The organism is Gardnerella sp. DNF00747, from assembly GCF_049262675.1.
In the GTDB taxonomy this organism is placed as follows: domain Bacteria; phylum Actinomycetota; class Actinomycetes; order Actinomycetales; family Bifidobacteriaceae; genus Bifidobacterium; species Bifidobacterium swidsinskii.
The window spans coordinates 1,219,606-1,242,142 of record NZ_CP058394.1; the positions used below are offsets into that span (position 1 = coordinate 1,219,606).

At 43.6% G+C, this 22,537-nt stretch carries 17 protein-coding genes and 1 tRNA gene; 7 read left to right on the forward strand and 11 right to left on the reverse strand.

What is annotated here, in order from left to right:
• Together recO and HXT32_RS04770 are read right to left on the reverse strand one after the other, a co-directional pair.
• Nucleotides 1-747, reverse strand: a complete 747-nt coding sequence (gene recO / locus HXT32_RS04765; protein WP_004110538.1) for a DNA repair protein RecO — start codon at nucleotides 745-747, stop codon at nucleotides 1-3.
• Nucleotides 748-778: 31 nt separating this feature from the next.
• Nucleotides 779-2,302, reverse strand: a complete 1,524-nt coding sequence (locus HXT32_RS04770; RefSeq protein WP_415685088.1) for a DivIVA domain-containing protein — start codon at nucleotides 2,300-2,302, stop codon at nucleotides 779-781.
• A 118-nt stretch (nucleotides 2,303-2,420) separates the two neighbouring features.
• Between HXT32_RS04770 and HXT32_RS04775 the strand changes: the two genes are divergently transcribed.
• Nucleotides 2,421-2,494 (forward strand) — tRNA-Val (locus HXT32_RS04775).
• 44 nt (nucleotides 2,495-2,538) lie between these two features.
• Here HXT32_RS04775 and HXT32_RS04780 read toward each other — a convergent pair.
• The gene (locus tag HXT32_RS04780) at nucleotides 2,539-3,426 is read right to left on the reverse strand and encodes a PDZ domain-containing protein (RefSeq protein ID WP_422118924.1); all 888 of its coding nucleotides are present in this window, start codon (nucleotides 3,424-3,426) and stop codon (nucleotides 2,539-2,541) included.
• Nucleotides 3,427-3,686: 260 nt separating this feature from the next.
• Here HXT32_RS04780 and HXT32_RS04785 point away from each other — a divergent pair, with 260 nt between their 5' ends.
• On the forward strand, nucleotides 3,687-5,447 hold the full coding sequence (locus HXT32_RS04785) for a zinc-dependent metalloprotease (protein WP_288231274.1): 1,761 nt from the start codon (nucleotides 3,687-3,689) through the stop codon (nucleotides 5,445-5,447).
• A gap of 154 nt (nucleotides 5,448-5,601) precedes the next feature.
• Here HXT32_RS04785 and HXT32_RS04790 read toward each other — a convergent pair whose 3' ends face one another.
• Nucleotides 5,602-7,149 (reverse strand): ATP-dependent helicase, encoded by a 1,548-nt coding sequence (locus HXT32_RS04790; RefSeq protein WP_012913945.1) that lies wholly within the window; start codon nucleotides 7,147-7,149, stop codon nucleotides 5,602-5,604.
• A 155-nt stretch (nucleotides 7,150-7,304) separates the two neighbouring features.
• On the opposite strand from HXT32_RS04790, the gene HXT32_RS04795 reads away from it, so the two are divergent.
• Nucleotides 7,305-9,035 (forward strand): phosphotransferase, encoded by a 1,731-nt coding sequence (locus tag HXT32_RS04795; RefSeq protein WP_041160557.1) that lies wholly within the window; start codon nucleotides 7,305-7,307, stop codon nucleotides 9,033-9,035.
• A 63-nt stretch (nucleotides 9,036-9,098) separates the two neighbouring features.
• The gene (locus HXT32_RS04800) at nucleotides 9,099-9,317 is read left to right on the forward strand and encodes a DUF3107 domain-containing protein (protein WP_004105154.1); all 219 of its coding nucleotides are present in this window, start codon (nucleotides 9,099-9,101) and stop codon (nucleotides 9,315-9,317) included.
• A 477-nt stretch (nucleotides 9,318-9,794) separates the two neighbouring features.
• On the opposite strand, the gene HXT32_RS04805 is transcribed toward HXT32_RS04800, so the two are convergent.
• Nucleotides 9,795-10,652, reverse strand: a complete 858-nt coding sequence (locus HXT32_RS04805) for a PHP domain-containing protein (protein ID WP_422119081.1) — start codon at nucleotides 10,650-10,652, stop codon at nucleotides 9,795-9,797.
• A 175-nt stretch (nucleotides 10,653-10,827) separates the two neighbouring features.
• Here HXT32_RS04805 and HXT32_RS04810 point away from each other — a divergent pair, with 175 nt between their 5' ends.
• Complete coding sequence (locus HXT32_RS04810; protein WP_004110557.1) at nucleotides 10,828-11,478, forward strand: vitamin K epoxide reductase family protein; 651 nt, start codon at nucleotides 10,828-10,830, stop codon at nucleotides 11,476-11,478.
• A 40-nt stretch (nucleotides 11,479-11,518) separates the two neighbouring features.
• On the opposite strand, the gene murI is transcribed toward HXT32_RS04810, so the two are convergent.
• The 5 genes from murI to HXT32_RS04835 all read right to left on the reverse strand — a co-directional run bounded on the left by murI (nucleotide 11,519) and on the right by HXT32_RS04835 (nucleotide 18,025).
• Entirely contained in the window at nucleotides 11,519-12,289 is a 771-nt protein-coding gene (murI, locus tag HXT32_RS04815; RefSeq protein WP_422118925.1) for a glutamate racemase, read from the reverse strand.
• Between the two features lie 62 nt (nucleotides 12,290-12,351).
• On the reverse strand, nucleotides 12,352-14,013 hold the full coding sequence (gene nikE / locus HXT32_RS04820) for a nickel ABC transporter ATP-binding protein NikE (RefSeq protein WP_422118926.1): 1,662 nt from the start codon (nucleotides 14,011-14,013) through the stop codon (nucleotides 12,352-12,354).
• Nucleotides 14,014-14,019: 6 nt separating this feature from the next.
• Nucleotides 14,020-15,729, reverse strand: a complete 1,710-nt coding sequence (locus HXT32_RS04825) for an ABC transporter substrate-binding protein (protein ID WP_012913939.1) — start codon at nucleotides 15,727-15,729, stop codon at nucleotides 14,020-14,022.
• A gap of 173 nt (nucleotides 15,730-15,902) precedes the next feature.
• A complete protein-coding gene (locus HXT32_RS04830) occupies nucleotides 15,903-17,099 on the reverse strand; it encodes an ABC transporter permease (RefSeq protein ID WP_415692926.1) in 1,197 nt (398 codons plus the stop codon).
• On the reverse strand, nucleotides 17,096-18,025 hold the full coding sequence (locus HXT32_RS04835) for an ABC transporter permease (protein ID WP_004110570.1): 930 nt from the start codon (nucleotides 18,023-18,025) through the stop codon (nucleotides 17,096-17,098). Before HXT32_RS04835 ends, HXT32_RS04830 begins: the two co-directional genes overlap by 4 nt.
• A 511-nt stretch (nucleotides 18,026-18,536) precedes the next feature.
• Here HXT32_RS04835 and HXT32_RS04840 point away from each other — a divergent pair.
• Both HXT32_RS04840 and HXT32_RS04845 read left to right on the forward strand, forming a co-directional pair.
• Nucleotides 18,537-18,812 carry a BrnT family toxin gene (locus HXT32_RS04840; RefSeq protein WP_004110572.1) on the forward strand — a complete coding sequence of 92 codons (276 nt, stop codon included), beginning with the start codon at nucleotides 18,537-18,539 and terminating at the stop codon, nucleotides 18,810-18,812.
• Nucleotides 18,790-18,993 carry a hypothetical protein gene (locus HXT32_RS04845; RefSeq protein WP_033888599.1) on the forward strand — a complete coding sequence of 68 codons (204 nt, stop codon included), beginning with the start codon at nucleotides 18,790-18,792 and terminating at the stop codon, nucleotides 18,991-18,993. The genes HXT32_RS04840 and HXT32_RS04845 overlap by 23 nt, the downstream gene beginning before the upstream one ends.
• Nucleotides 18,994-19,082: 89 nt before the next feature.
• On the opposite strand, the gene ileS is transcribed toward HXT32_RS04845, so the two are convergent.
• Complete coding sequence (gene ileS / locus HXT32_RS04850) at nucleotides 19,083-22,493, reverse strand: mupirocin-resistant isoleucine--tRNA ligase (RefSeq protein ID WP_064622013.1); 3,411 nt, start codon at nucleotides 22,491-22,493, stop codon at nucleotides 19,083-19,085.
• Between the last annotated feature and the right edge of the window lie 44 nt (nucleotides 22,494-22,537).

A 22,537-nucleotide genomic window follows, 5' to 3' on the forward strand; every position in this document is an offset into this window, starting at 1 on the left:
TTACGAATGTAACAACCCCATCGAACGAATAGGTCGCTCAAGATAATATTCAGCCCATTGCTGAACGCATCGCATAGTAGAAGAATCAACCGACACTCCGTCAAGAACAGACCAGTTTCCTTGCGCAAGCGCACACAATTGCAAACGCGTCGAATTAGCACAAACTATTGAATCCGGAGTGTGATCACTTGCACACATCATTCCACCTGCGCAAGGCGAAAAATAGCATAAATCTTCATTTTTCCCACATACAACACAAGCTTGTAGTCGCGGAGACCACCCAGCTAATGACAATGCTCGCAATATATACGACACGCCAATAGCATCAGGAGAATGCTTATGCTTGGACAATGAAAGTAAAGCCGCAGTAAGTAGACGATACTGCCCTAGCGTATCTTGATATTCACGCCTGTATTCATCTGTATATTCGTTAGAAACAAGCAAATCCACAACTTCAAGCATGACGTTTGCATACTCATAGGACGTATAATCTGCACAAATTTCACCAGCATAAGCAGCAATAGAAACAGCCTGCGAGACTACATCCAAAGATTTACCTTGTGCAAGAAGCAAATCAACACGCATAAGCGGCTCAAGACGACCACCAAAACGTGATTTAAGCCTACGAACTCCCTTTGCAACAGCACGAACTTTGCCATGCCGCTTAGTAAGAAGCACAACAATCCTATCCGCTTCACCTAAAGGAAAAGTACGAAGCACAACAGCTTCATCGCGATACAATGGCATAAATCAAACTATATCTTTTTTAATAGTTAGATTAATTACGATCGTTATTTTCCGAATCGTCGTCGCCTTGAGAAGAGCTACCGAAATTAGTAGATTCATCAATATGACCAATAATTGGGAATGACAAATCTGGAATATCTAAACTCAATGGCTTACTCGGCTGCAAATTAGAAACATGCAACTCCGGAATATTAAGCGAAGAATGCTGCGAGGAATGCTGTGCAGAATCTTGAGGAGCAAATGATGGAATTGATTCATCAGGAGCAGGAGCCGCAACAGGCTTAGGTGCAGATGAATTATTGCGATTACGAGCTGCAGGAGTGAAAGAAGGAGGTAGCACAGAAGATTCAGAAGAGTTTCGCATTACTGTAGCGCTTTGCAAAAGCTCGTCATTGCTATCAGTATCGTTAAGAACATTAGAAGGCTTACTTGCAGCAGCATGAGGTGTAAATATTGCGCGCTCAGACTTATTTAACGCTTCAAACGAATCATTAGAATCTTGATTAGCATAATCTACAGGAGCAAAAATGCTTTGTTTATCATGATTTGGCACGCTAGGTATTGAGCGAGGTGCAATCTTAGACAATCTATCCGCAGTGTCTTCATCATCCACAGCATCCTCAACAGGTTTGAATATTGAAGAAGCAGAAGGTGCAGTGGCAGAAGCGGAAGAAGCTGCAGAAGCAGCACTGAAATCAGATGCAGGCTTTATTGAAGGAGCAAATGATGGAACAGGCTCTTCAGAATGGTTATAAGATTCCGTAGATTCTGAAGATTTAGCAGGCTCTTCAGCTTTAGTTACAGGAATAACAGAAGGTGGAACGGAAGCCGAGATAGAAGGTGAAACAGAAGCAGGAGCAGAATAAGATTCAGATGCTGCTCGAGAGTATGAGGAACTACTATTATCCGCATCAACATACTGTTCTACACGCTCAAAAGATTCCAAGCTGCTAAGCAAACGCACACAAGCGTTTAAATAATAATCAACTTGACGCTCATCATAACCGTGCTTACCGTTTTTTTGCGTAAAAATCACATTAGAAACATAAGCAGAATCAATATCTTGTAATGTTTCTTTGTCCGTTTCCCACTCAAGCTCATGACCAAGCATAAGAGCAATCTTATCTAAGGCTTGATCGACCATAATATCCACTTGTTTACGCGCATAAGACGGGTGACGCGAAGAACCACGATCAAAACGATCGCGATAATCTCTTTGAGCATGTTGCAAAAGTTTACGATAAAGCACTTCTACACGAGCTTTCCATGCAACTCGTCCGCATTGCGCCAATTCTTGCTCAGTGCACTTATCTACTACCGCACGTTCCAAACGCGATAACGCAGCATCAACTTGACCAATAATGTAACCATTACGCTCCAAGTCAAAAGAAACCTCTTGAATATCTTTCTGCGTAAGTCGAGCTTCATCGCTTTCGTACAAAGTGTGAGCACGCTCTAGAAAAGCATTCACCTGTGCGACGTTATATCCTAACTTACGCTTACCCACACGCTCCATTGCTGAAGCATTACGAGCGGTATCAGGTTTCTGAGCCATCGAATATCGACCTCCTGAGCACATGTTCTTATTCAGTATACTGTACGCGATTGTTACGACGCGCGCCACACGTTGCATTCGTACACACCATCATGTATGTTTTTAATTTGTTGCAAACGGGCGATTAGCTCAGCTGGCTAGAGCGCCACCTTTACACGGTGGATGTCGGGGGTTCGAGTCCCTCATCGCCCACTTTCTGCTCTTTATTTGGTTTCTGCTTTATTTGGTTTATAGTTTTATTTCACATTGCAGCTTGGTAATTTATTTGCACCACGACCAGAACCAATAGCTTTTAACGCTTTGTAAGCATCATCCAATGTTTTTACACTTACAACGCGCAAACCTTGTGGCACATGCCCAACAACTTCATTGCAATTATCGTAAGGCGCTAAGAACCAAGTAGCTCCATCTCTTTTAGCTGCAATCATCTTTAAACGAATACCACCAATTGCACCAATTTTTTGCGATTTTTCAATAGTTCCAGTTCCGGCTATCGTCTTACCACCAGTTTCTTGTTCAGGAGTAAGCTTGTCAAGAATTCCTAGAGTGTACATCATTCCGGCAGACGGTCCACCAATATCTTCAATATGTAAACGAACTTTTACATCTTCTTTTTTAATTCCAAGATGCTTAGACGCGTACTGTAACGCAACATTTTGAGCAAGATTTTGCGAATTATCCATCTCGTTCGTGGATTCCTTCTCATACTCGTCAGCGCTCTGCCCTACTGGCACAATAGCTTCACGAGGCAACAAACTTTTATGAGGATCCATCCATGAAATCAATGAATAAAATGTTGAAACCTCATATCCAGGAACACCAGAAACATTGACAGTAATCAACAATAATTTACCAGTATCATGATTTTCTTTTACTCGAGAACCAGACATATCAATCACAGGAGTATTTGATAGGGATCCTAAAACATCCTGCGTTGGACCAGGCTCTTCTACGACGTATGCACTTGGAAGCGACAACGCAAAAATCGCAACAATTACTGTAAAGAATCCTGCAAAATATCGCAAAGAATGCGAAGTAATGTACAAAACTAAAGCATGAGACAGCGAGCGCAAGGATCTAAAACACGCACGGAATACACTAGCACCTGTAGAAAAGCGAAACATGCTTGTATCATGACACAAGCCCTATATAGTTTTGCTTTAAAATATATTTGCACGCAAGTTATAGCGCATAAAACCATATTATCGAGTAGAATATTTGTATTAAGAAATATTTTTATTAAGAAGATGCGCTAAACTCGCATATAAAGACGTGTAAAATACGTATAAATACTTATAAAATACGTACAAATACGTGCAGATACGAAACGTATAAAAATAAAAACTGTAAATTATGCAACACGTGGCACGAGAAGGATATGCTCATGAATGACGATGCAATTCACCAATGGCTCATTGAATGCTTTGGGCCAATACAAGGAGAAGAAGCATGGAAACAACTTGATCAGCTTCCGTTTGAGCTACGCGAACAACTCTTAAATCAGAATCCAGATAAGCTTCCTAAACCAGACGAAGTTCGCGGAATGATGCAAGCTTTTAGTGCAGGCGGTCTTAATAATCCATACGAAATGGAAGCAACACTTGAAGAAGGGCCAATTAATCGCAAGTTAGCGCAATCTATTGCTCTACAGCACGCTAATGGCGATCAAGGAAATGTAAATGCAGACGTAGCAGATGCCACACGAAGATCTTTAAGCCAAGCGAACTTGTGGCTAGATATAACGTGCAATTTCAATCCTGCTCCTGGAACGCCAGAAGTATTGTCTAGAGCTGATTGGGTAGAAAAAACGCTGGAAGCTTGGGTTAAATTCGCTAATCCTGTTGCAAAATCAGTAAACGAAGCACTCACTTCTGTTATTGAAGAGCGATTCCGCGATGTGGATGATGCTGAAGTAAAAGGATTATTTGCAGGAGTTGTGCCAATTCCACTGCCTGAAGGAATGAATAATCCAGCGCAACTAATGAAACTGCTTGGAAACACTTCGTTTGCTATGCAACTAGGTCAAGCAGCTGGAGCACTTTCACACGAAGTGCACGGCAGTTTTGATCAAGGTCTTGCGCTTTTACAAAATCCTGCAGGCGGATTAATTCCATATAATTGCATTGAGTATGCAAAAGTGTGGGAATTGGATATTACAGAAGTCATGAATTATTTGGCTTTGCGAGAAGCTGCACACGCAAGATTATTTGCATCCGTGCCATGGCTTATGCCACGATTTGAAGCGCTGATTATTAAGTACGCAAACGGAATAAGCATTGATTTAGAGGCTATGGAAGAACAGCTTCGCGACGTGGAAACAATGAATCCGGAAGCAATTTCAGGAGCTGTTAATTTGCAAAATATTGGCAGCAATGATTCTGAAGAGCAGTGTCAAGCTTTGCATAGTTTGGAAACTTTGCTTGCACTTGTTGAAGGTTGGGTTGATTGTGTTACATGGCAGTCTGGAATGGCTCATATTGTGCACATTGAGCAGTTGCGAGAGATGATGCGTCGCGAGCGAGCTGCAGGAGGACCTGCAGAAGTGACGTTTGAATCGTTACTTGGTTTGCATTTGCGCCCTCGCCGTATGCGCGAGGCATCGCAATTGTGGGAAAAGTTGACTCGCGAGCGCGGTATTGAAGAGCGAGATAGCTTGTGGAGTCATCCAGATTTGTTGCCAACTTTGCCGGAAGCTAGCGAAGTTGCGAAAGACGCTGGTAATGAAAGTAAAGCTGGTAACGCAGGTGACGAAGTTACGAAAGAAATCGATGCGGAGGATGCAACGAAAACTGCTGCAAAAAATGCAATAGAAACTCAGTCTAACCAAACTAGCGAAGCAACTGAAAAAACTAGCGAAACTAGCGAAAGTCACGAAAGTGCAGACAGTTACGAAAGTAACAAAAATACTGATAACGCTATCGAAAATGCGCCTATCGAAAAATCTTTTGAAAAATTAACAGAAGACGATTTAGGCACAAATGATTGGGATGCTGAACTTAGCAAGCTTTTGGAAGAGGATGCACGCCAAAAGAAGCAAAACAGCGAAACCGGTAACGAAACTGACGACGAATCCGGCGACGAATCCGGTAACGAAGCTGGCAACGAATCCGGCAATTCCGACGAAACTGATGCTGACGGCGAATAAAACTCTTGTAAAACTCCTGATTCAATAACAATCCAGCTGAATAATCGACATCAACGCTCAAAACGGCATAAACTGTGCAACTGTGTAAAGAAAAGGTCGGTCTCAACCAAAAACGACCAAAACTTTACACGAGCGTAAAATTTATGCCGCGAGATTAAGCCAGAAAGCGGCTAGGCACGCGATTCATGCCAGTTCCACTGTCTTTTCTAGAAGCGTAAGAAAGATGCAAAGTCTTTTCTGCGCGAGTTATTGCAACGTACATAAGTCTGCGCTCTTCTTCCAAAGCACTGTCATCAGTCGTAGAGCCAAAAGGAATAAGCCCTTCAGAGCAGCCAATTACGTAAACATGCGCAAACTCTAAACCTTTAACAGCATGAATAGTTGAAACAGTAACAGTTGAAATATTAGAAGATGCAAAAATGTCAGAAATACCTTGAGAACCGTAGCTTTGCGCATCCTCTAAAACATTTCGCTGCCACCCCACGTCTTTTCTCACGCGATACGGAAGTTTTGCTGCTTTTAACGCTTTACAAACTACTTGCTGTTGAGCATTGGTTCTCGTTAGTATTGCGCACTCCCCAAGATGTGCAACGCCGCTTTTTACAAGTTTTGCAATTTGCTCAACTACGCCCAAAGCTTCTTCAACATCGGTTGCAAAAACTTGCTGGCTAACACGAACGCCGCCTTTTGTTGCCGCCTTAACTTTTACGTAATCCTTTTTATGCGCAGAAGCCGCAAGCACTCTATTAGCAAGACCTACTATGCGTTCTGTGGAGCGGTAGTCGGTATTCAAACTAATATCTGCTCCAAGAGGAGCAAATTCTTGCGGAAATGAAAGCAAATAGTAACTATTCGCACCTGCAAACGAGTAGATTGTTTGCGCAGGATCGCCCACTACGCAAATATCGCGGTTCTGCCCCATCCATAATCGCAACAATTCGTGCTGTAAAGGAGACACATCCTGATATTCGTCAACTGTGATCCATCCGATTGATTGCTTAATACGGTTTGCAGCTTCCGGAAAATTTCGTAAAATATGGCAGCAAAGTAGAAGAATATCGTTAAAATCGATGCAATTATGCGCATTTTTTTCGGTTTCGTAAGCTTCATATATATCGACAAATTGCTGCGGCTCTAAACCTGCAGGAGGCAAACGGTGCGTAGAAGCGCACACACGCAAGTAATCGTCAGGCGCAATAAGCGAAACTTTCGCCCAATTAATTTCTGCCAAAATATCGCGAGTTTGCAACAAAGTCATATCCGCAAAATCCGGATAACGCTTAAGCGCAGAAGCTATGATTTGCTGAGAATCATTCATAATTGATGGAAATTGTGCTGAACAGACGTCGTTCCACACGCTGCGAATTTGTTGCAAAGCCGCAGAATGAAATGTTGAGACGCATCCAACATTACTTACACCAAGAGCCTCAATACGCGATCTCATTTCCGCAGCTGCTTTTACAGAAAAAGTAACTGCCAAAACTCTTTCAGGATCCCACTTACCAGTAGCGCAAGCATACGCAATTCTGCGCGTAATAGTGCGCGTTTTACCAGCTCCTGCACAAGCTATAATGCGCACTGGCCCTTCTAGTGCGGTAGCAGCTTCGCGTTGCGAATTATCCAACCCGTCTAAAAGTGCTTCTGGAGAAGTCACTTGAGAAGTTTTAGAAGTCACTTGCGAAGGTTCTGGTGAAGAATTCATAATTCTATTGTTGCAGCAATAACAACGCTTACGCAACAAGAATAAAAATATGTGTATAACTTACAAAAAATTGGCAAAATTTCGGTGCTTTGTATTACTGTGGGAGTGTGACACAACTCAGTAGATTCAAGTTGGCAGCACTGGCATCTGCAGCCATGCCCGAAGTACAGTTTGCAGGAACACGCCAAAGTGAGCAAGTTAATGCCACTGATACCGCGGCTGGAATTTCTCACGCCGTTGTGCAAGATATTTCCGGTAAGCTTTACGACGTTTTTATCAGTGCGGATAGTAAAGGTCGCAAGCGTTTGCATGACCGGGCTCGTGCAGCATGGACTCTTGAGCACAGTAAAGATTTGGCAGCTTTGGGATTCGCTTACGACACTATGCTCACGTTTATGCCAGGAAAACGCGAAGATGCTAATAATAACGCTGGAAATGTTGCAAATAATGTAACCGATGAAAATTCTACAGTTGCTGGCACTCAGCAATACGTACAACAGCAATCTACACAACAGCAATCTATACGAATGTCAAGCATTATTGCCAACAACAACGATGAAGACACTGTGCTTATTTGCGAACATCTTGAAGGTAGCGCTCGCGACTTGCGTCTTCTTACTACTGACGATTGCGCAAATGTTGGAACTGCAATCGGCGCTATTCATCGCCTGCGCCCTACTTTCGTAACGCGCGGAAAATACTCTGCTTTTACTACTGGTCAAATTCGCGCACAGTTAACCGGTTGGATTAAAAGACTTCGTCAAGCCGGTCATATTCCAACCGAAATTACTGACAGTTGGTCAAGAGTGTTGGAAACTGAAGGATTGTGGTCATTTGAAACTTGCCCAGTACACGGCGGTTTTATGGATGGCGACATTTTGTTTGCTGGCTCAACAATTACTGCTGTGACAAATTGGCAAAGAATGCAAATTAACGATCCTGCGCGCGATTTGGCTTGGATTTTTGCAAAACTTAACGAGCAGCGCCGAAACGCAGTGCTTTCTGCATACGGTAGAATTATGGGTTCTCGTTTAGATAGTTTGATTATGCTTCGCGCAAACTTGTGGCTGCAAATGGAACAAGTTGGCGATTTTGTTCAAGCTTTGCAACGTGCAGATAACACTAGTATTATGCGTTTTAAGGCTCAAGTTGAGCGTTTAGCGCACGAGCTTAGTCGTATTAGCAATGCACAAACTGCTAAAACTGGTCGTGCTGCAGGAAATCCCGTCTCGACTATTACAGTTGGAACGCTTCTTGAAAATGACAATACGCAAAGTCGCCAAATTTCTAAGAATAATTCTACTGAAAACCAACTAAACACTGGAAATAGCGACGAAACTCATGAGCGAGACATTACTTCAGAAAGAAATACTGAATTAAATAACACTCAAGACGAGACTTACGATAGCAACAAAACTATAAGCGACGATACTCATGAGCGCAAAGTTCAATATGCTGGCACACACGCAGCTAACGCTGAGGAGGCTGAAAAAGCAGCACAACTCGCTGACGACACAGCAACTCAAGTAATTACTCATGTAAAAACCCAAACAGTACACGAAACCGCAGAAACTATTGTGCAAACTGCAATGAGTAAATCTGCCGATAGCAATGCTAGTGCTGAGCATGAAAACGTTAGTAACGCTGGTAGCAATGAGGAAGCTAAGGACGCCAAGAACAACAATGATTCTGAGGTTAAGGATGAAGTTATAGTTGAGCGTGACAGTAAGGTTGATAGCGCAAACGAGACTTCTTCGGACTCAAAACTTTCTGAAGATACAGAAAGAAATACGCAAAAAAATGACGATAAACCAGAAACCGTAATCATCCCTCTGCTAGAGCGTGAAGAACGAGCAATGCGCGACGCACAAGCAGACTTAGACTAAGATAAATAAAATACTAAATACTAATTAAAACGATAAATAGCGTAAAAAGCAAAAGGAGTATGTATGCGAGTTGTTTTAGGAGTAAAAAACGTTTCTGATTCCATCGATTTTGAAACCAACCAAAGCGCAGAAGAAGTGCGCAAAGTGATTAACGATTCCAAAGATATGCTTGAGTTTACGGACGTAAATGGGCGCACTATTATGGTCTCAGCTTCGTCGCTGTCTTACGCGCTCATCGGCGATACACCAAAGCATTCAGTAGGTTTCGGAGCACTCAACTAAAATAACGAACTCTAGCCAAACCTTCTGAAGCTTTGCAGTATTGCTCTGCAGAAGCTAATTACTTATTGCTTAGTGAGCACTAGCATCTGTGCTACCGCATACGCTACTCCGGATGTACCTACAACGCACACAACATAGCCTATTGCGCGGCTCTAGTTGCATGGGATATTCGCGTGGTAGAGATTTGAGATTTTTCGCACTGAGCGCGGCGAACGTCAGAGCCTCAGGCTGCTGATTCGCCAAGCGAAGAAGAAAAATCGAAAAATCTCTGCGATAGACACGGTTATTAACGATTAAACACGCAGAGTTTGGGGGATTTCTTTACGAGCGCTAAAAGAGGACTGAGAAGCTACATTCTTTAAAGAAAGGCGAACACAATAAGCACTTTTAGCAGCCAGAGCGCACGAAGGACGGGACGCGCGAGGAAAGAAATCCCCCAAAACTCGCGCCACATTAAACAAATAGTAAATAAGGAATTTAGAGCTTATAGCCGCGCAAGAGTATTTCCGATACTACTTCGCGGCTTGTTGTTTCTTCGCCCAAACAATTTGGCTTACCATAGCCATGCCAATCCGAGCCGCCCGTCACAAGCAAATCGCACTTACTCGCTAAAGAAAGCAGTCTTTCACGCTGTGCTTTAGAATTTCCGCGATGATACACTTCTAAACCGTCAAGACCAGCTTTAGCAAACGATATAATTTGATTATCCGAAAGAAGCACGCGGTTACGCGTAGGGTCGGCAGGATGCGCAATAACAACAACCCCTCCAGCATCTTTAACAGCCTCAATAACTTCACGAACATTTGGAGAAGGAGTTGGTATATAGTACGGGCTGCACGGAGAAATAGGCCCAGCAAAAGCTTCAGAACGCGTTTTATACACGCCAGCTTTTACTAAAGCATCAGCGATATGCGGCCGCCCGATCGTAGTTAAGTCACCGAGCTTCGCTTGAGCCAAAACGTCATCCCAAGTAATTGGAAAATCGCGCGACATACATTCAACCATACGCTTTGTGCGATCAAAACGACGCTTCCTAGTAAGCTCAAACATGCTCACAATCATGCTATTTTTCGGATTGTACTGGTATGCGAGCATGTGCACAAACACGCCTGAGTCTTGCGCAGTAATCTCCGAACCAAATAATACTGGCACATTCGAAGCTTTAGCAGCCTCTTGAAAATCATGCCATCCTGCAGTTGTGTCGTGATCAGTAATAGCAACACCTTGCAAACCAACGATTTTAGCTTGCGTAATTAAATCTTCTGGAGTTGCAGTGCCGTCTGAATAAACAGTATGACAGTGCAAATCCCAGCGTTCGCGCGCAAAACTCATCATGCTGGAGTTACTATCGCTAGCATGATTTGATGCGTCACGTTGGTTGTTGCTTATTGCGGTCATATAATCATCGTAAACTGTGCCATGTAACGAGAAATGAATATGCACACATAATTATTTGCTATTATTTATTATTATTCACATCATTCGCAATTAGTAACTTTTAGGAGCAGCAATGAAGCAAACTGACGCCGCTAAAGAAAACTATGAAACAACACTTAGCGGATGGAGGCACTCTGCAGCATGGACGTATGGCATTATGCTATTTTTCTCTGCAGTAGCACTTGTAACTTCGCTTATACTTTCTGCTGAAACCCTTGCTTTAGCGCGCGCACCTAAAAAACTGCTCAGCTGCGATTTTAACAGCGTTGTGTCCTGCTCTAGAGTTGCACAAACTTGGCAGGCAGAAATTGTGAAATTTGGCGAATTAAGCTTCCCAAACGCATTCTTTGGAATTGCTGCAGAAAGCGTATTCGTAACGCTCGCAGTTATTGGAATGATTCGCGTACGCGTGCCGCGATGGTTCGCAATCTGCACTTGGCTTGGTGGGTTATGCGCTCTTGTTTATGCTTACTGGCTGTTTTCGCAATCTATGTTCGTAATTCACGCGTTGTGCCCGTGGTGCATTGTGCTTATGTTCTCCACAACAATGCAATTTATATCGTTGACTCACGCAAGCGTAAGTTCGCAAAAGTTGCTTGTTAAGCGTTTTAGCTTGGTTGAAAGCTATTACCGTTTGCGATACGACTTGCTAATAGATGTGCTTTGGGTTGCGGCATTGCTTACTTTGATTTTGTGCCAATATTCTAAAGTATTTTTTGGCTGAATAAGAGCGATTTTTAACGCAAAATCTTAACGCAAGTCTTTCAGCACAAGCTCTTCGCAAGTTGCTGCATGCGCAAGCTTGTATCCGAATTAGTAAGAGTTATGCTGCCTTCTTGAGAATCGCTTGCAAGCTCATTATTAAGTTCCAATATTTTGCGCAAATGATTAATAGTTCCTTCGTTGCCGTCAACAATATTCGTGCGCGCAGGCAAAAACTCGCGGAAATAATCCCTATAAAACACAAAATGAGTGCAGCCCAGCACAACCGAATCAATACTGTCTAAATCATACTCGTCGAAATACTTGTGAAGAGCAGCAAAAACTACATCACGATTATTAAGCTCCCCACCCTCAACAATACGCACTAAGTCGGGGCAAGGCTGCGAAAAAATCGTGTTATTTTGCGAAAAACGTTGCAGCAAATCCGCAAATTTGCGCTCGCGAAGAGTAAGAGGAGTTGCAGCTACGATTACGCGCTGAGGCTCACCTTTACCTAAATCACAAGCTAATTTAAGCGCCGGCTCCATACCTATGATAGGTATATTGTAATGCGCGCGCAAATCGTTCACAGCTGCGGAAGTGGCAGTATTACAAGCAATTACAACAGCTTTTACATTTAAACGAACAAAATGCTCGACGATTGCAAAGCTTAACTTTTTAACTTCTTCAGGCGTTTTAATGCCGTATGGCGCGTTTGCAGAGTCGCCGAAATAAATAATTCGCTCATGCGGCAGAGCAGCATGCAACTGACGAGCTACGGAAATGCCTCCAAGCCCAGAATCAAAAACGCCAATTGCTGCCGACGATGCCATAAACTACCTCCTAAAAACGCTTACTATCGTAATGGCGAGTGTCAACATACTAGGAAAACATACTACGAAATATATTGAACGCTGCCATTTCTAATTATGGCAACTTCGCTAGCAACTTCTTGCACAACGCCAACATCATGAGTAATAAACAAGCATGCGTAACGGTATTTTTGTTGCAAATCATGCAATAAGTTAAGTACACAACGTTGCACTGTTACGTCAAGCGCAGAAGTTGGCTCATCCACAATAAGCAGAGAAGGCTGCAAAATCAACGCTCGCGCAATACCTACGCGCTGTCTTTGACCTCCGGAAAGCTCGTGAGGAAAACGGCTTGCGAATTCAACTGGCAGTTGTACTTGATTAAGCATTTCTTCAACGCGCTCTAAACGCTCATTGGCATCAAGATTCGTGTGTAAAAGTAATGGTTCTGCAATACTCCAGCCAATGGTTTTACGCGGATTTAGTGCGGAACCTGAATCTTGAAAAACGTATCCAATTCGCGATAATGCTTGGCGGCGAGCTTTATTGTTTAATCTGTTTAAGTTTTCTCCATTAAGTAGCACTAATCCTGAATTTGGTTTGATTTGCCCAGAAATAAGCTTTGCAATAGTGGTTTTCCCAGCTCCAGACTCCCCGACTAAAGCTAGTGTAGAGCCAGAGTTAATGCGCAAGTTTGCATTAGCGAGAGCAAGCTTATTTGAATTTTTGCTAAAACGAGCATGCGAATACTTCACACTTACGCCTTGAACTTCAACTACTGGAGATTCAGATCCTGGAGATTCAGAAATATTCTTAGCAATATTCTTAGCAATTGCTTTTGCTACTTCTTCTATACTTTCATAAGAATCACCACTTGAAGCATATTGCATATCAAATTTAGGAACAGAATCTAGCAAAGTGCGCGTATATTCGTGCTTAGGATTCGCAAAAATATGCTGAACTTCGCCAGATTCCACAATATTCCCGCCTTGCATTACATACATTTCATCTGCGAGCGCGCGCACAACACTCATATCGTGCGTAATAATTAACACAGCAAGCTGTAATTTCTCCGACAAATTACGTATAAGACGTAAAATATCTCGTTGCGTGGTGATGTCGAGTGCTGTTGTAGGCTCGTCTGCAATCAAAACTTGTGGATGATTTATTAAAGCCATAGCAATCATCGCACGCTGGAGTTGGCCGCCAGAAAGCTCATGCGGATAAGAACGATACACGCGCTCAGCATCACTCAACTCAACCTCGAGAAGCTGCGAAATCACACGCTTCTTACGATCTCTTTGGCTAAGCTTTCCTGCTTTTTCAGGATGATATATTAGCGCTTCTTCTATTTGCTTGCCAATTGTTTTCACAGGATTAAACGCACTGGACGGCTCCTGAAAAATCATGCCAATCATGCCACCGCGAATATGCTCATAAGAGGCATCTTCGCTAAGCAAATTTATAAAAGATTCGTTAGTATCCGAAGCGTTAAGAAGCGCCGCATTCCCTTCAACACGCGCATTATTATCGAGCAATCCCATAAGAGCCAGCGCAGTAAGTGACTTTCCAGAACCGGACTCGCCTACTAACGCAGAAACTATTCCAGCACGCAATCGCATAGAAACATTGCGTGTAATTTGCCTACCGTCAATCGAAACCGACAAATCTTCAACGCTTATAACAATTCTTTTACGCGCATCCAAATCTTTATTATTCAAAGCTTGCGCATCCAAATTCGTCATCTTCAATCACCTATTCAAAGACACAGCCGCATAATTAGGGTAAGCAGGAAAACTTCCGATGTAGAAATTCTCAACACCGCTTCCATGAATAAACGTATTATGCGAGTAAATAAGCGGAACAACAGGAGAATCTTCCATAATAGCGTGATCCGCCTTTTGCCACAGTTTATGAGCCGAATTCTCGTCAACAGTTTGCACAGCTTCGCGAATTAAAGCATCTACTTTAGGATTCGAATAACGAGAAATATTCCAGTTACCGCCGCCAATTTGCGAAGAATCAAAAAGCGGTCCCAAATTCGCAAAAGCAGAAGGAAAATCAGGCTGCCACGAAGCCAAAGCCAAATCGTAATCTCCGGAATTTGACGTAATTGCATCCGTAAAGTTTACTGCGTCAACAGTTTTAATCGTCACTTTAATACCAGCTCGCTTTAAACTTGATTGCACAGAAGATGCCACTTGCGTTTGATCCGGACGAGCAATCAGAATCAACTTAATATCGGTTTTACCTGATTTTTTCAACAGTTGTTTAGCTTTCTCAACGTTCCCTCGAGGATCTTCAGAATACAAATTAAACTGCTTTCGACCAGAAATACCAGGCGTAATAAGCGTAGTAGCAAAACCTCCAGCAATTTCGCCACCCTTCGCAGTTCGATACGACTGCTTATCAACAGCATACTGAATCGCTTTTCGAACATTGATATCCGTTATTCTGCGCGTATTAATAGCCAAATATTCAAGAGCACCATCACTACTAGTAGTTAGCAACTTGCGAGATTGAGGATGCGCTTGTGCTTGTGCAAGCTGAGCAGGCGGCACAAAATCAGCCAAAAATGCGGTTTTTGTATCCGTATTTCCTTGAATCATAGACTGAGCTGAAACAGTAGTATCTGAACCAAGTTTCCACACAATTTCATCTGCAGAAGCTGTGCGAGTACTGTCGAGCTTGGAATCCCAATACTTATTGCGTTGCATTACAACTTGCTTTCCGACTTCGTTCTGCACAATCCTGTATGGTCCTGAAGATTTCGGCCTTTTACTATATGTCTGAGCATCGCCTGAACTAGTTGGAACTGGCACAAATGCAGCCAAAGATGTCACCCACGGCCAATCTGCAAAAGGTGCTTTCAAATGGAAAATAATCGTTTGATTATCTGGAGTTTCAATCGAATCAAGCGACTTTCTGTCGAATGGTCCTCTATAGTTTTCAGCTCCAACAAGAAGAGTTTTGTGATATCCAAAACCACCGCTTAACGAATCTGCAAACGAGCGCTCAATACCAAATTTAATATCGTGCGAAGTGATTTCGGTTCCATCTTCATACTTAACACCTTTTTTAAGAGTGTATTTCCAAGTTTTTCCGCCGTCACTTGTTGTGCCAGTATCCGTTGCCAAATCTGGAACTACACGCGTTTGCTTGCTTAAATCCGGATTTACTTTCCAAGTAGTAAGCGCGCGGAAGATGAAATTATTTGACGTAATTGGCAAACCCTGACTGCGCGCTGGATCGAAATTCATATTCGTATTTGACGTAAATATTGTAAAAGTTCCGCCTTTTTTAGGATTAGAATTTAGCACGGAAGTGTTCGTAATACTGGTTTTCCCAGAGTTGTAATTTGTGCAAGCTGAAAGCGAAAGTAGTGAAATTGTAAGTAGTGAAAAAGCTGCTGTTGAAGCAAGAATTTTCTTTGAAGCCGTATTATTTTTGAAAATGAACATAATAATCCCCTTATTTCTTTAATCTTTTCTATTTAAAATTTAATTCTTTAAAACTCGCGCATAAGCTATTTAACATTTTTGAACTTGAGAAAAAGTGAGCGAGCTGACACGAGCAGCATCAAGCAAACGCAAGCGCTTAGCCCTCGCCCACTAACAATTTCACTCGAAAAGCACTAACAGACTGCAGCACGAGGATCGATGAAACGATAACAGATGTCAACAATAAGATTCGCAACAATCACAAGCGCAGCCGCAAAAAGCGTCACACCAACCAGCACTTGCAAATCAAGATTTTTAACAGAATCAAGAAGTAGTGAACCCAAACCTTGCATAGAGAAAACTCTCTCAGTAATCACAGCACCGCCAAGCAAACCGCCTAGATCCAAGCCAAACATTGTTAGCACAGGAAGCATTACGTTAGGCAGAGCGTGACGAGTTATAACTTTCGTTCGCGGCATACCCTTAGCCAAGGCAGTGCGCATATAATCCTGTTGCAACTCGTCAAGCATATGAGCACGAGTAAGTCGCGTATAATAAGCAGCGTTAAGAAGTGCCAAAACAATCCACGGAAGTAGCAAATGCTGCAGCCAACCTAAAGGATCATCCGAAAAATTCACATAACCGCCTGTAGGGAAAATTGGCAGATACACTGCAAAAGCAAGTATTGCAAGCATACCAATCAGGTAAGCAGGAGACGAAATCCCCACTGAAGAAAGCGCTCTAAATGCACGATCAAAAAGCGATCCTTCTTTAGAAGCAGAAATCACTCCGGTTACTACACCAATAATTACCCAAAGTAATGCAGCGCCAATCGCCAAAGAAGCTGTCACAGCAAAACGGCTCATAATAAGATCTGTGACTGGTTCGTTAAGCGTGAAGGACCAGCCTAAGCATGGAGACGAGCAGATAATTGCGTCACCAGCGGCTGAAATTCCTGAGGATGCAGAATTAGTTCCAAATTCTCGTCCAAAAAATATCCCACGAATATAGTTTCCAAGCTGCTCATACCACGGCGCGTCCGTGCCCATAAATGCGGAAACTCGAGCCAAACGCTCAGGAGTGCACGGCTTTCCGCAAGCTAGTTGCGCAGGATTCGCTGGGAGCATAAAGAAAATAAGGAATAATACAACTGCAATCAGTGTTAAAACAAGTACCGCGCTTGCTGAACGCTTTATTAAAAACGTAAGAAAATCTACGGTTTTGCTAATAATTCGCGGGTTTTTTGCGGATTCATTATTGCTGTTATTACCAATATTTTGTTGCATATTTTTCTTCTGCGTATTATTTACATTCTGCTTATTGCTGATATTTTTCGTACTGCTATTACTATTTTTTGTATCGCTATTACTAATATTTTCCTTATATCTCATGCCGTCGCCGCCTTTTTAGCGCGAGGCTGAAGAGCACTGGCCAAACCGTCACCAACAAGATTAAAACCGAAAGTTAGCAAGAACAGTGCAGTTCCAGGGAAAAGTAAATACCATGGGTCAACTAAAACCCACTGCACAGCTTCCGCAATAGCGCGACCCCACGAAGGCGAAGGCGGATTCATACCAACGCCAAGGAAAGACAACGCAGCTTCAGCTCCAATTCGTCCAGGAATAAGGAACGTTACATTCACAAGCAACAACGGCATCATATTTGGCATTATTTGTTCACGAAGAACATGCCACGTACCGGCTCCCATTACGCGAGATGCAACTGCAAAATTGCGAGATTTAAGCGTAAGAGTTTGAGCGCGAACTAAACGCGCAATACTTGGCCAACCAAAAAATCCTAAAACAAGTATTAGTAGAAGCGGACGCGGAAAATCTTGCGGCACAACAGCAGACAAAGCAATCGCAAAAATCAGGAACGGGAAACCGAAGAACACGTCCATTGTGCGCGAAAGCAAAGCATCTGCAAAACCACTGAAATACCCTGCAATCATGCCGATTACGATGCCAAGAAATAGCGATATTATGGTAGAAGCGACGCCAATTCCAAGAGATACGCGCGCGCCATGAGCCACAATTGCAAAAATATCAAGACCACGAAGTGGCGTAAGACCAAACCAATGCTGGAAATTAATGCCACCAAAACCTGTTGGAACAGAATTAAAATCTAAATATTCTGGATGCTCATCATAAGGATTATTGCCAGTGATTGCAGTAAAAGCATCGGCAAAAATTGCCAAAATCACAAAAATTGCAATAATTATACTTCCGATAATAATGCCAGAATTATTTCCAGTAGGAACGGTGACGCTAGATGAATCACGCTTATAGCGTGAACGAAATACACCGACCCTTCTCATCTTTACTCATTTCGTCACCTGCACTTTCTTTTTGAATATCATGCAATATAAATTAACGCAAAACACAAATCGAGTAAAAATTTGTATTGTTGTCTTATCGACACTATAGGAACCCATAGAAAACGGGGTGTCACATTGACTCGCTTTTCGATTAAGCGTAGCGCGAAAAGAGACCCAATGCGGTAGCACCGACTCAATGCTGAAAGCACAGTGTGCTTTCAGCGTCGGCGCGCACTCGATTACGCTTTCTTTATTCTCTTAAGAAAGCGTAATCTGACGACCAACAATCCAAAAAATGTTAATTAACTGCTCTTGCTTGAAGCTGCATTGTGCGCTTCAAGCAAGCTCAATGCGGTAGCGCTTGCTTCTATAAATAGCCTTTAACCACAATGCGTAAAAAATCTAGGAAAGCCGACTTAAAGCATTTACGATACTTAATACAAAACAACAATCATTAAAAATAGTTTCAATTGATGCTATTTTACGTTAAAATAGACGATAGAAGGTGAGTATGAATTTTGAGTACGATCCTGCAAAGAGCTTAAAAAATTTAGCTAAACATGGTATCAGTTTCAAAAAAGCTCAAATACTTTGGAATAATGAAATAACTGAAATCAAATCCAAAAATTCAGGCAATGATGACTCTCGCTACTTAGTTTTTGGAAAGATAGACAGCAAACATTGGACTGCAGTAATAACAAAAAGAAATAATCGAATTCGTATTATTTCTGTAAGAAGATCACGAAAGAAGGAGGAACAATATTATGAAAAACACCACAAAAAGTAAAGAGATAAGCGGAAAAGAAATTGATAGAAAATTCGATAACGGCGAAGACGTACTTGAGTACTTTGATTTGGAGCATCCAATTATAGAGAACCACTCGAACGAACAAAAGCACGTCACTTTTATTATGCCTGGATGGATATTGAGAATAATGAAATTCTTTAGAGTAGCTACAACACGGTAGTCAAATAAAACTAGAAGTAAAACAAAACGTGCCGACGTATTGAAATACACCGGCACGTTTTGTTTAGTTAATTAGCTGTTAGTCGTGTTTTACGCACGCTTAAGAGTTACGCTAAGCTCAGTTGCGCTAGAATCAGCCTCAACAACCTCGAAGCTCGTAGCCAAAGTCTCCTCCGCAATCAAATCGCGGAACTGCTCAACTTTAACAACGTCCGAAGCTGGCACGCTCAAAGTCAAAGCGATTCGGTCACTAATATCCAAACCGTTCTCCTTACGGGCATCCTGAACAGCGCGAATAGCGTCGCGAGCGTAACCTTCAGCAAGCAAATCGCTAGTCAAAGCAGTGTCGAGCATAACGAAACCGCCAGTTGGCATTGCAGCAGAAGCAGTATTCGCAGCCGCTTGAGCATCCGAAGACTCAACGCGATTTACAAGCTCATATTCGCCCTCAACAAGCGCAACTTCGCCGTTTGGAGTCTGAACAACAGGAGCGCCAGACTCGTCAACTCGCCAATCGCCACTCTTAGAAGACTTAATAGCAAACTGCACTTGCTTGCCCAAACGAGGACCAGCCGCGCGCGCATTCACCTTAAGCTCGTGAACAATCTTCAAACCGTGGTTGCTTGCGTCTTCCAAAGTGCAGAATGTAACATTCTTCACGTTAAGCTCGCGCTCAAGAACCTGCTCGTAAGGCTCAACAGCAGCAGTATTTTCTGCAACAACCGTCAAGTTTGCCAATGGCTGGCGTACGCGCAACTGTTCCGCCTTACGCAACGAAAGCGCAGAAGACACAACCTCGCGAACCTTATCCATAGCAGCAACCAAAGCATCGTCATGAGCAAGAACAGCACCAAGCTCAGTGACTGTTCCAGCCTTAGGGTTCTTCTCACCGTCTGAAAGAGTTTCAGGCTCCACCAAATAAGGCCAATCAGCCAAATGCACGGATTCGCCACCGGTAAGACCGCGCCAAACAGCCTCAGCTTCCATAGGAGCAAGAGGAGCAATCGTGCGCATGAACACTTCCAACACAGTGTAAAGCGTGTTGAAAGCAGTCTCGTCTTCATTCCAGAAGCGGTCACGACTGCCGCGAATATACCAATTCGTAAGCACGTCAATAAAATCGCCAACTGCTGCGCAAGCATCGCTAATCGCAAACTCGTTCAAGCACTTTTCTACGCGCTCAACAAGCAAACGCGTGCGAGCAAGCAAATAACGATCCATGTTGCAAAGTCCTGCAACCTCATCCGCGCGAAGGCGACGAGCGTCATAACCCTTACCACCGTTTGCAGCATTCGCATACAAAGTGAAGAAGTAGTACGAGCTCCAAACTGGAAGCATAACCTGACGAACCGTATCCCTAATGCCGTCTGCAGTCACAATCAAATTGCCACCGCGCAAAATTGGCGAAGACATGAGGAACCAGCGCATTGCGTCCGAGCCGTACTCGTTGAAAACGCCGTTCACATCCGGGTAATTGCGCAAATGCTTACTCATCTTCTGGCCGTCGGAACCAAGCACGATGCCGTGGCAAATCACGTTCTTATAAGCTGGGCGGTCGAATAGAGCCGTAGCCATAATGTGAAGCGTGTAGAACCAGCCACGAGTCTGACCAATATATTCAACGATGTAGTCGCATGGGAAGTGCTCTTCGAAGAATTCCTTATTTTCAAACGGATAATGGAACTGCGCGAAAGGCATGGAACCAGACTCAAACCAACAGTCGAGAACATCCGTAATACGATGCATTTGCGACTTTCCAGTAGGATCGTCTGGATTTGGACGAGTAAGGCGATCGATATACGGGCGGTGCATATTCACATTGCCGTCGTCATCGCGCGGATAGTCGCCAAAATCAGCCTTAAGCTCTTCCAACGAACCGTACACGTCTACACGAGGATACTTTGGATCGTCACTCACCCACACTGGAATTGGCGAACCCCAGAAGCGGTTACGGCTAATCGACCAGTCACGCGCGTTAGAAAGCCACTTACCAAACTGGCCGTCCTTAACGTTTCCAGGAATCCAATTAATCTCCTGATTAAGCTCAAGCAAGCGCTTCTTAATCTTCGTAACAGACACAAACCAGCTAGAAACAGGCTTATAAATAAGCGGAGTTGCGCAACGCCAGCAATGAGGATAGCTGTGCACGTAGCTTTTTTCTTGGAATAACAACGCGCGCTGATCTTCCGGCATTTGAGCAAGCGGACCGTCTCCTGCACGCAAGTTACGCAAAATTGGCAAGTTCGCGTCGAAAACGTACAAGCCTTCGTAATCTGGGCAGTCGCTTGTAAACTTGCAACCTGCGTCGAGCACGTCAACGCTGCGAATTTCGTGCGCGTTAAGCGTGTTCATATCGTCCTCGCCGTAAGGAGCCTGGTGAACGAGACCAGTACCTTCAGCGGTGTCAACATAATCTGCAGTGAAAATCGTAAAAGCGTTAGGACCAGGAGTGCCACCCTCTGCGAGCGCAGAATCGCTTGCAAAGTATGGGAACACTGGGTAGTAGCGCCAACCAGCCATCTCAGCACCCTTAAGTTCGCGCACAACTTCGTAATTTTCGCCAAGTTCCTTAGTGTAGGAGCCGAGCAAAGGCTTACCGATGTAGAACTTTTTACCTGCGAACTTGCCTTCAGTTGGGCGAACTTCCACGTAGTCGATGTCTGCGCCAACTACGATTGCGAAATTGGTTGGCACAGTCCAAGGAGTAGTGGTCCAGAATACTGCGTAAGCGTCGGCTTCGTCGCGAAGCTTAACGGCAACGGAAACGGTAGTATCCTGACGATTCTGGTACACATCCGCGTCCATGCGAAGCTCGTGGGCTGAAAGTGGAGTTTGGTCCTTCGGGCAGTACGGAAGCACGCGGTAACCCTTGTAAGCCAAGCCCTTATCATAAAGCTGCTTAAAAGCCCACATTACGGATTCCATGTATGGAATGTTCAGCGTTTTGTAACCGCGCTCGAAATCAACCCAGCGAGCCTGACGATGCACGTAGTTTTGCCACTCGTTTGTGTACTTCAAAACGCTGGCACGGCAAGCATCGTTAAACTTTGCGATGCCCATTTTTTCGATTTGCTCAACCGACTCGATGCCGAGTTCCTTCTGCGCTTCCAACTCTGCAGGAAGACCGTGAGTATCCCAACCAAAAACGCGGTTTACTTTGCGACCGCGCATAGTCTGATAGCGCGGAACGACGTCTTTTGCGTAGCCTGTGAGCAGGTGGCCGTAGTGAGGAAGACCGTTTGCGAATGGAGGTCCGTCGAAGAACACGAACTCGTTTTGACTACCCTTGCCGGACGGACGGTATTCGATTGACTTGCGGAAAGTGTTGTTTGCATCCCAGTATTGGAGAACTGATTCTTCAAGCTTTGGGAAGGAAGGATTTGGTGCAACTTGCGCGCCGGAGTTTTCTTGCGTTGATGCTGAAACACTTACCTTTGGGTATACGTGATTTGCGGACGTATTTTCGGACGCGTTTGCTGCTGGATTAGTGGATTCGCTCACTGTGCTCTCCTCGCTCAACAGGGTGAATATTTCCCTGCGAGGAC